Source organism: Pseudomonas sp. SM4, assembly GCF_051913165.1.
In the GTDB taxonomy this organism is placed as follows: domain Bacteria; phylum Pseudomonadota; class Gammaproteobacteria; order Pseudomonadales; family Pseudomonadaceae; genus Aquipseudomonas.
Window position 1 is genome coordinate 35140 of sequence record NZ_JBODOE010000008.1, and the last position, 12941, is coordinate 48080.

The 12941-nt window shown below is 58.5% G+C and carries 10 protein-coding genes; all 10 read left to right on the forward strand.

What is annotated here, in order from left to right; translation table 11 throughout:
• Positions 1-109 precede the first annotated feature (109 nt).
• The 10 genes from ACQ4MY_RS16280 (at position 110) to ACQ4MY_RS16325 (ending at position 12916) form a co-directional block, all read left to right on the forward strand.
• The gene (locus ACQ4MY_RS16280; RefSeq protein ID WP_440095819.1) at positions 110-2908 is read left to right on the forward strand and encodes an LPS-assembly protein LptD; all 2799 of its coding nucleotides are present in this window, start codon (positions 110-112) and stop codon (positions 2906-2908) included.
• Complete coding sequence (surA, locus tag ACQ4MY_RS16285; RefSeq protein ID WP_440095821.1) at positions 2889-4205, forward strand: peptidylprolyl isomerase SurA; 1317 nt, start codon at positions 2889-2891, stop codon at positions 4203-4205. The genes ACQ4MY_RS16280 and surA overlap by 20 nt, the downstream gene beginning before the upstream one ends.
• The gene (gene pdxA, locus ACQ4MY_RS16290) at positions 4202-5191 is read left to right on the forward strand and encodes a 4-hydroxythreonine-4-phosphate dehydrogenase PdxA (protein WP_008085203.1); all 990 of its coding nucleotides are present in this window, start codon (positions 4202-4204) and stop codon (positions 5189-5191) included. Before surA ends, pdxA begins: the two co-directional genes overlap by 4 nt.
• Positions 5188-6006, forward strand: coding sequence for a 16S rRNA (adenine(1518)-N(6)/adenine(1519)-N(6))-dimethyltransferase RsmA (gene rsmA / locus ACQ4MY_RS16295; RefSeq protein WP_008085201.1), 819 nt, complete (start codon positions 5188-5190; stop codon positions 6004-6006). Before pdxA ends, rsmA begins: the two co-directional genes overlap by 4 nt.
• A 113-nt stretch (positions 6007-6119) precedes the next feature.
• On the forward strand, positions 6120-6500 hold the full coding sequence (apaG, locus tag ACQ4MY_RS16300) for a Co2+/Mg2+ efflux protein ApaG (RefSeq protein WP_008085199.1): 381 nt from the start codon (positions 6120-6122) through the stop codon (positions 6498-6500).
• Positions 6500-7381 (forward strand): symmetrical bis(5'-nucleosyl)-tetraphosphatase, encoded by an 882-nt coding sequence (locus tag ACQ4MY_RS16305; protein ID WP_008085196.1) that lies wholly within the window; start codon positions 6500-6502, stop codon positions 7379-7381. Before apaG ends, ACQ4MY_RS16305 begins: the two co-directional genes overlap by 1 nt.
• A 33-nt stretch (positions 7382-7414) precedes the next feature.
• Positions 7415-7744, forward strand: coding sequence for a thiosulfate sulfurtransferase GlpE (gene glpE, locus ACQ4MY_RS16310; RefSeq protein ID WP_008085194.1), 330 nt, complete (start codon positions 7415-7417; stop codon positions 7742-7744).
• Between the two features lie 297 nt (positions 7745-8041).
• Entirely contained in the window at positions 8042-9964 is a 1923-nt protein-coding gene (locus ACQ4MY_RS16315) for a PrkA family serine protein kinase (RefSeq protein ID WP_007910115.1), read from the forward strand.
• Positions 9965-10085: 121 nt separating this feature from the next.
• Positions 10086-11357, forward strand: coding sequence for a YeaH/YhbH family protein (locus ACQ4MY_RS16320; protein WP_008085192.1), 1272 nt, complete (start codon positions 10086-10088; stop codon positions 11355-11357).
• On the forward strand, positions 11354-12916 hold the full coding sequence (locus tag ACQ4MY_RS16325) for a SpoVR family protein (protein WP_440095822.1): 1563 nt from the start codon (positions 11354-11356) through the stop codon (positions 12914-12916). The genes ACQ4MY_RS16320 and ACQ4MY_RS16325 overlap by 4 nt, the downstream gene beginning before the upstream one ends.
• The last annotated feature ends 25 nt before the right edge of the window (positions 12917-12941 follow it).

The following is a 12941-nucleotide window of genomic DNA, read 5'->3' on the forward strand; positions in this document are numbered from 1 at the left end:
TAGCCGTCAAGCGGGTCATGCTTTATTATCCAGCATCTTTTTCAGACCATCGAGAGGCGTGCGGCCCACACCGCGGGCAGATGGCACGCAGGAAGCCCGGACTAATAAGATGGCATTGAAATCCCCCGCGTTTCGTAAAAAATTTCCGTTGTTGGTAACCGGCAGTCTGCTGGCTATGCAACCTCTGGCCAGTCAATTCGTTGTTGCCGCCGAGCAGTATGACTGCTCCGTCTCGGCTTCGGGTGGTTGGGCCTGTGCGCCCAAATCAACCGCTGCTGCGTTGCCGCCACGTCCAGTGCATGACGGCAGTGCCGTCAGTGCCACCGGCGAAGCGGCGAGCGAGAACGGTTCGACTGCCGACACAGCCCCTAAAACGGCACTGGTCACCGAAGCCAAAGGCCGCGGCCTGAAATCCCGTAGCGAAGACTTCAGTCACCTCGACTGGGTTCCGCGCGAGAAGCTCACCGCCGCTCAACTGGCCGAGACCGGTCCGTACTGCTCTGGTGCCTATATCGAACCGATTCGTCCTGGCATGAATGACAAGACGAACAAAAGCGATGCTCCGACCTTTATCGGCGCAAAAGCCTCGCGCTATAACACCGATGATCAAGTCGGTACGCTGGCCGGTGATGTCGTCCTGCGTCAGGGCAGCATGCAGGTTGAATCCGACGAGGCGAGCCTGTATCAGGCCGAGAGCCGCGCCGAACTCAATGGCGACGTGCGCATCCGTGACAACGGCGCACTGATCGTCGGCGACCACGCCGACGTTCAGCTCGACACCGGTGAAGCCAAGGTCGACAACGCCGAATACGTGATGCACAAATCACGCATCCGCGGTAATGCGCTGTACGCCAAGCGTGCCGAAAACGCGATCATCCGCTTGAAGGACGGCACGTACACCACGTGCGAACCGAACAGCAACGCCTGGCAGCTCAAGGGCAACAACATCACCTTGAACCCGGCCACCGGCTTCGGTACCGCGACCAACGTGACGCTGCGCGTAAAAGACATTCCGATCCTGTATACGCCGTACATCTACTTCCCGATCGACGACCGTCGCCAGTCGGGCTTCCTGCCGCCGACCATCGGCACCGGCAGCGACACCGGCTTCATGCTGGTCACGCCGTACTACTTCAACCTGGCGCCTAACTACGACGCCACGCTGTACCCGCGTTACATGAGCAAGCGCGGCATGCTGGTCGAAGGCGAGTTCCGTTACCTGACCAAGTCGAGTGAAGGTCAGTTCGGCGCGGCGTATCTGAACGACGAAGATACCGATCGCAGCAAACAGACCGACTACGAAAAAAATCGCTACATGTACAACTGGCAGCACAAGGGTGGTCTCGACTCCCGCGTGATGACCCAGGTTGACTACACCAAGATCAGCGATCCGTACTACTTCCAGGATCTGACCACTGATCAGATCGGTGTGAAAAGCGAAGACTTCGTCAACCAGCAGGGTTCGGTGACCTATCGTGGCGACAGCTATACCGCGCGCCTGAATGCCCAGCAGTACCAGTTGGCTACCGTTTCGAACATCACCCCGTATGGCCGTCTGCCACAGATCACCTTCAACGGTCGGCTGCCGTATCACCCGGAAGGCTTGAATTTCGATTACGAGACCGAGCTGGTTCGTTTCGATCGTGATCTGGAAAACGGCAACTTCACCAACGAAGACGGAACAGTCGAGAGTCGCCTCGACAACAACATTACCGGCCTCGCTCGCGCCAACGGCGATCGTCTGAACCTGAAGCCGGGTGTCAGCCTGCCGATGAACTGGACCTATGGCTTCCTGAAGCCATCGCTCAAGTATCAGTACACCCAGTACCAACTGGATCTGGACGGCAAAGGCAAATCGCAGATTGATGCGATGACTGCCGAGCAGCAGAAGCTCAACGGCAAGTTCGACAGCAACCAGAACCGTGGCGTACCGATCGCCAGCATCGACAGCGGTCTGTACTTCGACCGAAACACGTCGTACTTTGGCAAGAACTATCGCCAGACCCTGGAGCCGCGCCTGTTCTACCTCTATGTACCCGAGGTTGATCAGGAAGACATTCCAGTGTTCGACACCAGCGAATACACCTTCAACTACGCCTCGCTGTTCCGCGACAACCGTTTCTCCGGCTCCGACCGTGTCGGCGACGAAAACAAACTGTCGCTGGGTGTAACCAGCCGCTGGATCGAAGACGACGGCTTCGAACGTCAACGCATCAGCGTCGGCCAGGCCTTGTACTTCAAGGATCGTGAAGTTCAACTGCCAGGCATCGATGCCAAGACCCGAGACGACGCCAGTGCCAACGTCTCCCCATACGCACTGGAGTACGAATACCGCTGGAATCGCGATTGGCGTACCACTGCCGACTACAACTGGGATCCGGACAGCCGTAGCCCACGGTCCGGCAGCGCAATGTTCCACTACCAGCCTGAAGACAACCCGAACAAGGTGGTCAACTTCGGTTATCGCTATCGCAACGACCAGGTCCGTTACGACCAGAACACCGGTAAATGGTCGGTGGGTGGTGGTGATTACGGCAGCCCGGGCGACAAGAACTACGTCAAGGACTACTACAAGATCCAGCAGCATGACTTCTCGGTCATCTGGCCGATCGTTCCACAGTGGAGCGCGATCAGCCGCTGGCAGTACGACTACAACCGCAACCGTACGCTGGAAGCCTTCGGTGGTTTCGAATACGACAACTGCTGCTGGAAACTGCGCCTGATCAACCGTTACTGGGTCAGCTATGACGAATTCAGTCAGAACGCCCCGGAAAACGAAAAAGGCGACCATGGCGTCTTCCTCCAAATTGTTCTGAAGGGACTCGGCGGCCTCACCGGCGCCAAGGTAGAGAGCTTCCTCGACAAAGGCATTCAAGGTTATCGTGAACGTGAAGACCAAGCTTTCTGATTGTCTGCGCCCGCTGATGCTGGGCGCGCTGTTCCTGGGTACTGCGGCCAACGCCGCAGTACAGTCCATCGATAAAGTGGTAGCGATCGTCGACAACGACGTGGTCATGCAAAGCCAACTGGACCAGCGTGTCCACGAAGTTCAGCAGACCATCGCCAAGCGTGGCGGCGGTTTGCCGCCTCCAGGCGTGCTGGATCAACAGGTGCTTGAGCGCCTGATCGTCGAAAACCTGCAACTGCAGATCGGCGAACGCTCCGGCATCCGCATCACCGATGAAGAACTGAACCAGGCTGTCGGCACCATTGCCCAGCGCAACAACATGACTGTGGATCAATTCCGCGCCGCTCTGGCTCATGACGGTCTGTCTTACGACGACGCCCGTGACCAGATCCGTCGCGAAATGGTCATCAGCCGTGTACGTCAGCGCCGTGTGGCAGAGCGCATCCAGGTGTCCGAGCAGGAAGTGAAAAACTTCCTCGCCTCCGACCTGGGCAAAATGCAACTGTCCGAAGAACTGCACCTGGCCAACATCCTGATTCCTACCCCGGAAAGCGCCAGCTCTGAAGCGATTCAGAGCGCCGCACGCCAGGCGATGGAGGTTTACCAGCAGCTCAAGCAGGGTGCTGACTTCGGCCAGATGGCCGTTGCCAAATCCGGCAGCGACAACGCACTCGAAGGCGGCGACATGGGCTGGCGTAAAGCCGCGCAACTGCCACCTCCCTTCGATCGCGAGCTGAGCAGCATGGCTGTCGGCGACGTGACTCAGCCAGCGCGCACACCGGGTGGTTTCATCATTCTCAAGCTGTTGGCCAAGCGTGGCGGCGAGACCCAGACCCGTGATGAGGTGCATGTGCGCCACATCCTGGTCAAGCCAAGCCCGATTCGCGACGAAGCCAAGACCAAGGCCCTGGTGCAATCGCTGTATGAACGCATCGTCGCCGGTGAAGATTTCGCCACCCTGGCGAAAAGCTACTCCGAAGACCCGGGTTCTGCGCTCAATGGCGGCGACCTGAACTGGATCGACCCGAACGCACTGGTTCCGGAGTTCCGCGAAGTGATGGCCAATACCCCGCAGGGTCAGCTGTCCAAGCCATTCCAGACCCAATACGGCTGGCACGTTCTGGAAGTCCTTGGCCGTCGCGCCACTGACAGCACTGAACAGGCCCGCGAGCAGCAAGCAATGACCGTACTGCGTAACCGCAAATACGACGAAGAGCTGCAAACCTGGCTGCGTCAGATCCGTGACGAAGCGTACGTAGAGATCAAACTCCCTGGTGCAGACCAGGCAGCGCAGTGAAACCCAAGCGTTTCGCGCTGACACCCGGCGAACCAGCCGGCATCGGTCCCGACCTGTGCCTGCTGCTCGCCTCGCAAGCCCAGCCACATCCCCTGATTGCCATCACCAGCCGCGACCTGCTCATCGAGCGGGCCGCGCAGCTGGGGCTGGCCATCAACTTGCTGGATGTCGGCCCGAATCACTGGCCGGACGCTCCGGCACCCGCCAATAGCCTGTATGTCTGGGATACACCGCTCAGCGCCCCCGTGGTTGCCGGGCAACTGGACAAGGCCAACGCCGCGTTCGTCCTCGAAACCCTGACCCGTGCCGGTAACGGCTGCCTCAACGGCGATTTCGCCGGGATGATCACGGCGCCTGTGCACAAAGGCGTGATCAACGAATCGGGCATCGCGTTCTCCGGGCACACGGAATTTCTCGCAGACCTGACCCATACCGCACAGGTAGTGATGATGCTGGCGACACGCGGTTTGCGCGTGGCACTGGTCACCACTCACCTGCCCCTGCGCGAGATTGCCGATGCGATCACGCCGGAACGGCTGGAACGGGTCACGCGAATTCTGCACAGCGATCTGCAAAACAAATTCGGCATCGCCCAGCCACGCATTCTGGTCTGCGGACTCAACCCGCACGCTGGCGAAGGCGGACACCTGGGCCATGAAGAAATCGACATCATTGAACCGACATTAGAGCGCCTGCGCGGCGAGGGCATGGACCTTCGTGGCCCGCTGCCTGCCGACACTCTGTTTACCCCCAAATATCTGGAGCACTGCGATGCAGTGCTGGCGATGTACCACGACCAGGGCTTGCCTGTGCTTAAGTACAAAGGCTTTGGCGCTGCGGTCAACGTGACCCTGGGCCTGCCGATCATCCGCACATCGGTCGACCACGGCACTGCCCTGGATCTGGCCGGCAGCGGCAAGATCGACACCGGCAGCCTGCAAGTCGCCCTGGAAACCGCCTACCAGATGGCCGAGACCCGTTTATGACCGAGCAATACCAACACAAGGCGCGCAAACGCTTTGGCCAGAACTTCCTGCACGATGCCGGCGTTATCGACCGCATCCTGCGCTCCATCAGCGCCAAGCCTGACGATCGTCTGCTGGAAATTGGCCCGGGCCAAGGCGCATTGACCGCCGGCCTGCTCAACTCCGGCGGGCAACTCGACGTAGTGGAACTGGACAAGGATCTGATCCCGATCCTCAACCAGCAGTTTGCCGGCAAGAGCAACTTCAACCTGCACCAGGGCGATGCGCTGAAGTTCGACTTCAACACGCTCAACGCCGCGCCGAACAGCCTGCGCGTGGTCGGTAACCTGCCGTACAACATCTCGACGCCGCTGATTTTTCACCTGCTGAACAACGCCGGCATCATTCGCGACATGCACTTCATGCTGCAGAAAGAAGTGGTCGAGCGTCTGGCCGCAGGCCCGGGCGGTGGTGACTGGGGTCGGCTGTCGATCATGGTTCAGTACCACTGCCGCGTAGAGCACCTGTTCAACGTCGGCCCGGGCGCGTTCAACCCACCGCCGAAAGTCGACTCGGCGATCGTTCGACTGGTGCCACATGCTGTGCTGCCGCACCCGGCCAAGGATCACAAGTTGCTCGAGCGGGTTGTGCGCGAAGCGTTCAACCAGCGTCGCAAGACCCTGCGCAACACCCTCAAGCAATTGCTCAGCAATGCCGAGATCGAAGCCGCCGGCGTCGATGGCAGCCTGCGTCCGGAGCAACTGGACCTGGCCGCGTTCGTACGCCTGGCTGACCAGCTCGCGATCCAGGTCCCGGCCTCCCCCGCCGCCGACTGACAAACGATGAACGCTATCGGGCAGGACGCCACTCTGGTTTACTGCCCGATACTTGCCTAGACTGATTCCCCATCAGCTACGCCCCGCGTTCCGCTTCGTTTAAGGCCTCTTGCATGTCCGATTCCCGTTACCAGGTCGATGTCAGCGTCGTCACCCACTATCTGGCAGACCAATCGCAACCCGAGCACGACCGCTTCGCCTTCGCCTACACCATCACCGTGCAGAACAATGGCGAGCAACCTGCACGTCTGATGTCGCGGCACTGGGTGATCACCGATGGTGATGGCCATGTCGAAGAAGTGCGTGGTGCAGGCGTAGTGGGTCAGCAACCGTTGATCGATGCCGGCCAGAGCCACACCTACAGCAGCGGCACGGTAATGACCACCAAGGTCGGCACCATGCAGGGCACCTATGAAATGGTCGCCACTGACGGCAAACATTTCGACGCCATCATCAAACCTTTCCGCCTGGCGGTGCCCGGAGCCCTGCACTGATGGCGACGTATGCCGTTGGCGACCTGCAAGGCTGCCTCGAGCCGCTCAAGTGCCTGCTCAAGCAAGTCGCATTCGATCCGATGCTTGACCGGCTGTGGCTGGTGGGTGATCTGGTCAACCGTGGGCCGCAGTCGCTGGAAACCCTGCGCTTTCTCTACGGCATGCGTGAATCGCTGGTCTGCGTGCTGGGCAACCATGATCTGCATCTGCTGGCTGCGGCGAAAAACATCGAGCGACTGAAGAAGTCCGACACCCTGCGCGAGATTCTTGAAGCGCCAGACTGCGCCGAACTGCTTGAATGGGTACGCCAGCAGAAGCTGATGCACTACGACGAACAGCGTGATGTCGCCATGGTCCACGCCGGCATTCCGCCGCAATGGTCGCTGCGTCGTGCCTTGAAGTGCGCTGACGAAGTCGAAACCGCGCTGCGTGATGACAACCTGCTTCCAGCCTTTCTTGACGGCATGTACGGCAACGAGCCGGCGAAATGGGACAACGACCTCAAAGGTGTGACGCGCCTGCGCGTGATCACCAACTATTTCACGCGCATGCGTTTCTGCACCGCCGAAGGCAAACTCGACCTCAAGAGCAAGGAAGGTCTCGACAGCGCGCCAGCAGGTTACAAACCGTGGTTTCAGCACAAGGAGCGCAAGACCAAGGGCCTGAGGATCATCTTCGGCCACTGGGCGGCCCTTGAAGGCAATATCCACGAGCCAGGCATCTCGGCACTGGATACCGGTTGTGTCTGGGGCGGCAGCCTGACCCTGATGAACGTCGACAGCGGCGAACGCCTGTCGTGCAAATGCGATGAACATGGCGGCCTCGCCCCCACGGTCGCACCACTTATCCCCGAAACGTCGCCAGTCAACGCACCGCGTTAGACTGCGCATTCAGCCGAGCAACAGGAACCCGCCATGAGCGAATTCAAACGAATCCCCCCGGAGCAGGCCCAGGCCCTGCGTGAGCAAGGTGCTGTCGTCGTCGACGTTCGCGACCCGGCGACTTTCGCTGCCCTGCACATCAGCGGCTCGAAGCATCTGGACAATCATTCCCTGCACGCCTTCATTCAAGGCGCTGACCTCGATGCACCGACCGTGGTCGTCTGCTATCACGGCAATTCCAGCCAGGGCGCTGCGGCGTACCTGATCAGCCAAGGCTTTTCCGACGTCTACAGCATGGACGGCGGCTTCGAGTTGTGGCGTACGACTTATCCTGCGGAAACCGCGCAAGGCATCGCCGAATAATTTTTTTGTCACGCGCAGGCCCCGGCTGCCGTGGGCCTGCGCGGGCAGACGAACGGTCTTGCCACAACTAATTACGTATCTCGCCTTTACCTCCTGAATTCCCAACTATCCTTAAGCCCAGGCCATCCAAAACAGGGGAGAGCCGGTACACCGGCGCACGGGTCATCGGGAGTGACTTTCGCGATTGTCGATCGTGGAAGTGTTCTGGGGGGTAAACAAACAGCCGCCAAAACGGTTGTTTGCCAGCATCGACTGAGTGATCCGGCGTCGGCTCCACGTATCGAGCGAGGTGACGTCATGAGTATCTTTAGCCACTTCCAACAACGCTTCGAGTCCACACGCCAGGAAGAACTCTCGCTGCAAGAGTACCTGGAGCTGTGCAAGAAAGACCGTAGCGCTTACGTTTCCGCCGCCGAGCGTCTATTGCTGGCCATCGGTGAGCCGGAACTGCTCGACACCTCGACCAACTCGAGGCTGTCACGCATCTTCTCCAACAAGGTGATTCGTCGCTATCCGGCCTTTGAAGACTTCCACGGGATGGAAGAATGCATCGACCAGATCGTTTCGTATTTCCGCCACGCCGCCCAAGGCCTGGAAGAGAAGAAACAAATCCTTTATCTGCTCGGCCCTGTCGGCGGCGGTAAATCGTCGCTGGCCGAGAAGCTGAAACAGCTGATCGAGAAAGTGCCCTTCTACGCGATCAAGGGCTCGCCGGTATTCGAATCACCTTTGGGTCTGTTCAACGCCACCGAAGATGGCGCGATCCTCGAAGAAGACTTCGGTATCCCACGGCGCTACCTGAACACCATCATGTCGCCCTGGGCGACCAAACGCCTGGCCGAATTCGGCGGCGACATCAGCCAGTTCCGCGTGGTCAAACTGTACCCGTCGATCCTCAATCAGATCGCCGTGGCCAAGACCGAACCGGGGGACGAGAACAATCAGGACATTTCCGCACTGGTCGGTAAAGTCGACATCCGCAAACTCGAGGAATACCCACAGAACGACGCCGACGCCTACAGCTACTCCGGTGCGCTGTGCCGGGCCAACCAGGGCCTGATGGAATTCGTCGAAATGTTCAAGGCACCGATCAAGGTGCTGCACCCACTGCTGACTGCGACTCAAGAAGGCAACTACAACAGTACCGAAGGCCTCGGCGCGATTCCGTTTACCGGGATCCTGCTCGCCCACTCCAACGAATCGGAGTGGCACACCTTCCGCAACAACAAGAACAACGAAGCGTTCATCGACCGGATCTACATCGTCAAAGTGCCGTATTGCCTGCGCGTCAGCGACGAAGTGAAGATCTACGACAAACTGCTGTTCAACAGTTCGCTGGCCAAGGCGCATTGCGCACCCGACACCCTGAAAATGCTCGCGCAGTTCACCGTGCTGTCACGCCTCAAGGAGCCGGAAAACTCCAACATCTATTCGAAGATGCGCGTCTACGACGGCGAAAACCTCAAAGACACCGATCCGAAAGCCAAGTCGATTCAGGAATACCGCGACTCGGCAGGCGTCGACGAGGGCATGAATGGTCTGTCGACTCGCTTCGCGTTCAAGATTCTCTCCAAGGTGTTCAACTTCGACCCGCATGAAATCGCTGCCAACCCGGTGCACCTGCTCTATGTGCTGGAACAGCAGATCGAACAGGAACAATTCCAGGCCGAAACCCGCGAGCGCTACCTGCGCTACCTGAAAGAGTACCTGGCACCGCGTTATATCGAATTCATCGGTAAGGAGATCCAGACCGCCTACCTCGAGTCTTACAGCGAGTATGGCCAGAACATCTTCGACCGCTACGTGCTGTATGCGGACTTCTGGATTCAGGATCAGGAATATCGCGATCCGGAAACCGGCGAGATCCTAAACCGCGTCGCCCTGAACGAAGAACTGGAGAAAATCGAGAAACCGGCCGGCATCAGCAATCCGAAGGATTTCCGCAACGAGATCGTCAACTTCGTGTTGCGCGCCCGGGCCAACAACAACGGCAAGAACCCGACCTGGCTCAGCTACGAAAAACTGCGCGTGGTCATCGAGAAGAAAATGTTCTCGAACACCGAGGATCTGCTGCCGGTCATCAGCTTCAACGCCAAGGCCAGCAAGGAGGATCAGCAAAAGCACAACGACTTCGTCACTCGAATGGTCGAGCGCGGCTACACCGACAAACAGGTACGGCTTCTTTCCGAATGGTACCTGCGGGTACGGAAGTCGCAGTGAAGCAGCTGCAAGCTTCTAGCTACAAGCTGCAAGAACAAAGCGCGTAACCCAGAGATGCCCGGGAACCTGCTTTTACTTGCAGCTTGAAGCTCACAACTTGAAGCTGCCCGGAGGGCTTCCTATGAGTTATGTGATCGACCGACGTCTGAATGGCAAGAACAAGAGCACGGTGAACCGCCAGCGCTTCCTGCGGCGTTACCGTGATCACATCAAAAAGGCTGTCGAAGAGGCGGTCAGCCGGCGCTCCATTACCGATATGGAACACGGCGAACAGATCAGTATTCCCGGTCGCGACATCGACGAACCGGTGCTTCACCATGGCCGCGGCGGCAAGCAGACCGTGGTTCATCCTGGCAACAAGGAGTTCACTGCCGGCGAGCACATCGCCCGGCCACCGGGCGGTGGCGGCGGACGTGGTCCGGGCAAGGCCGGCAATTCCGGCGAGGGCATGGACGAGTTCGTCTTCCAGATCACTCAGGAAGAGTTTCTCGAATTCATGTTCGAGGACCTGGAGCTTCCGAACCTGGTCAAACGCAACCTCAGCGGCACCGACACCTTCAAAACCGTACGTGCCGGGATCAGCAACGAAGGTAACCCGTCACGCATCAATATCATCCGCACCCTGCGTTCGGCGCACGCGCGGCGCATCGCTTTATCTGGCAGCAGCCGGGCAAAACTGCGTGAGGCGAAAGAAGAACTTGAGCGACTGAAACGCGAAGAGCCGGACAACTTCGGCGATATTCAGGAACTTGAAGCGGAAATCGAGAAACTCAGCGCGCGCATTCATCGCGTGCCGTTCCTCGACACCTTCGACCTGAAATACAACCTGCTGATCAAGCAACCGAATCCCAGTTCGAAAGCCGTAATGTTCTGCCTGATGGACGTTTCCGGCTCGATGACCCAGGCGACCAAGGACATCGCCAAACGCTTTTTCATCCTGCTGTACCTGTTCCTCAAGCGGAACTACGACAAGATCGACGTGGTGTTCATCCGCCACCACACCAGTGCGCGGGAAGTCGATGAAGAGGAGTTTTTCTATTCAAGGGAAACCGGCGGCACCATCGTTTCCAGTGCATTGAAGCTGATGCAGGAAATCATGGCCGAGCGTTATCCGAGCAACGAATGGAACATCTATGCAGCCCAGGCTTCCGACGGTGACAACTGGAACGACGACTCGCCGATCTGCCGTGACATTCTGATCAACCAGATCATGCCGTTTGTGCAGTACTACACTTACGTGGAGATCACCCCGCGCGAACATCAGGCCTTGTGGTACGAGTACGAACGCATCGCCGACGCCTTTTCTGACACTTTTGCCCAGCAGCAACTGGTCTCGGCCGGGGATATCTATCCGGTCTTCCGTGAACTCTTCCAGCGCAGGTTAGTGACATGACCGCCAAAGAGCAGAAGCGCCAACCCATTTCCACCGGCTCCGAATGGACGTTCGAGCTGATCCAGACCTACGACCGCGAAATCGCCCGTATCGCGGCCGGCTATGCGCTGGACACCTATCCCAACCAGATCGAAGTGATCACCGCCGAGCAGATGATGGACGCCTATGCCTCGGTGGGCATGCCGCTGGGTTACCACCATTGGTCCTACGGCAAACACTTCCTCAGCACAGAAAAATCCTACAGTCGCGGGCAGATGGGCCTGGCGTACGAGATCGTGATCAACTCGGATCCGTGCATCGCCTATCTGATGGAAGAAAACACCATCTGCATGCAGGCCTTGGTGGTGGCCCACGCCTGCTATGGCCACAACAGCTTCTTCAAGGGCAATTACCTGTTCCGCACCTGGACCGACGCCAGTTCGATCATCGATTATCTGGTGTTCGCCAAGCAGTACATCATGCAGTGCGAGGAGCGCCATGGCATCGACGCGGTGGAAGATCTGCTCGACTCCTGCCACGCGCTGATGAACTACGGCGTTGACCGTTATAAACGCCCCTACCCGATTTCCGCCGAAGAAGAACGCCGGCGACAGAAGGATCGCGAGGAACACCTGCAGAAGCAGATCAACGATCTGTGGCGCACCATCCCCAAAGGCGCGGACAAATACAGCGACAAGGACAACGCACGTTTCCCGGCCGAGCCGCAGGAAAACATCCTCTACTTCATCGAGAAACATGCGCCGTTGCTTGAGCCTTGGCAGCGCGAAATCGTGCGCATCGTGCGCAAGATCGCCCAGTACTTTTATCCACAGCGTCAGACCCAGGTCATGAACGAGGGATGGGCGACGTTCTGGCACTACACGCTGATGAACGACCTGTATGACGAAGGGTTGGTCACCGACGGCTTCATGATGGAGTTCCTCACCTCGCATACCAGCGTAGTGTTCCAGCCGGGATTCGACAGCCCCTACTACAGCGGCATCAACCCGTACGCACTGGGGTTCGCCATGTACCGTGACATTCGGCGCATGTGTGAAGAACCTACCGAGGAAGACCGTCACTGGTTCCCGGAAATCGCCGGGACCGACTGGCTGTCGACCATCAAGTTCGCCATGAGCAGCTTCAAGGATGAGAGCTTCATCCTGCAATACCTGTCTCCCAAGGTGATCCGCGATCTGAAGCTGTTCAGTATTCTCGATGACGATCAGAAGGATGACTTGCTGGTGCCGGCGATCCATGACGAAACCGGTTACCGGATCATCCGCGAAACCCTGGCTGCGCAGTACAACCTCGGCAATCGCGAACCGAACGTGCAGATTTACAGCATTGATCGACGCGGTGACCGCTCACTCACCCTGCGCCATCAGCAGCACGACCGCAAACCGCTCGGCGATTCCACTGAAGAGGTACTCAAACACCTGCACCGTTTGTGGGGCTTCGATATTCATCTTGAGACGCTGCAGGGTGACCAGATCATGAAAACCCATCATGTACCGCCGCGCAACGAGCACAGCGAAGGGGATTACGGTCGGCTCGACTTGGCCGTCATTCATCTTTGAAACGGTTCTAACCTCCGTAAATCCG

What these genes read in the sequence shown, in the direction of transcription:
- ACQ4MY_RS16320 (WP_008085192.1), top strand. Translation starts at nt 10,086, where the DNA reads ATGAGTTATGTGATCGACCGACGTCTGAATGGCAAGAACAAGAGCACG.
- ACQ4MY_RS16315 (WP_007910115.1), top strand. Translation starts at nt 8,042, where the DNA reads ATGAGTATCTTTAGCCACTTCCAACAACGCTTCGAGTCCACACGCCAG.
- apaG (WP_008085199.1), top strand. Translation starts at nt 6,120, where the DNA reads ATGTCCGATTCCCGTTACCAGGTCGATGTCAGCGTCGTCACCCACTAT.
- ACQ4MY_RS16280 (WP_440095819.1), top strand. Translation starts at nt 110, where the DNA reads ATGGCATTGAAATCCCCCGCGTTTCGTAAAAAATTTCCGTTGTTGGTA.
- ACQ4MY_RS16325 (WP_440095822.1), top strand. Translation starts at nt 11,354, where the DNA reads ATGACCGCCAAAGAGCAGAAGCGCCAACCCATTTCCACCGGCTCCGAA.
- ACQ4MY_RS16305 (WP_008085196.1), top strand. Translation starts at nt 6,500, where the DNA reads ATGGCGACGTATGCCGTTGGCGACCTGCAAGGCTGCCTCGAGCCGCTC.
- glpE (WP_008085194.1), top strand. Translation starts at nt 7,415, where the DNA reads ATGAGCGAATTCAAACGAATCCCCCCGGAGCAGGCCCAGGCCCTGCGT.
- rsmA (WP_008085201.1), top strand. Translation starts at nt 5,188, where the DNA reads ATGACCGAGCAATACCAACACAAGGCGCGCAAACGCTTTGGCCAGAAC.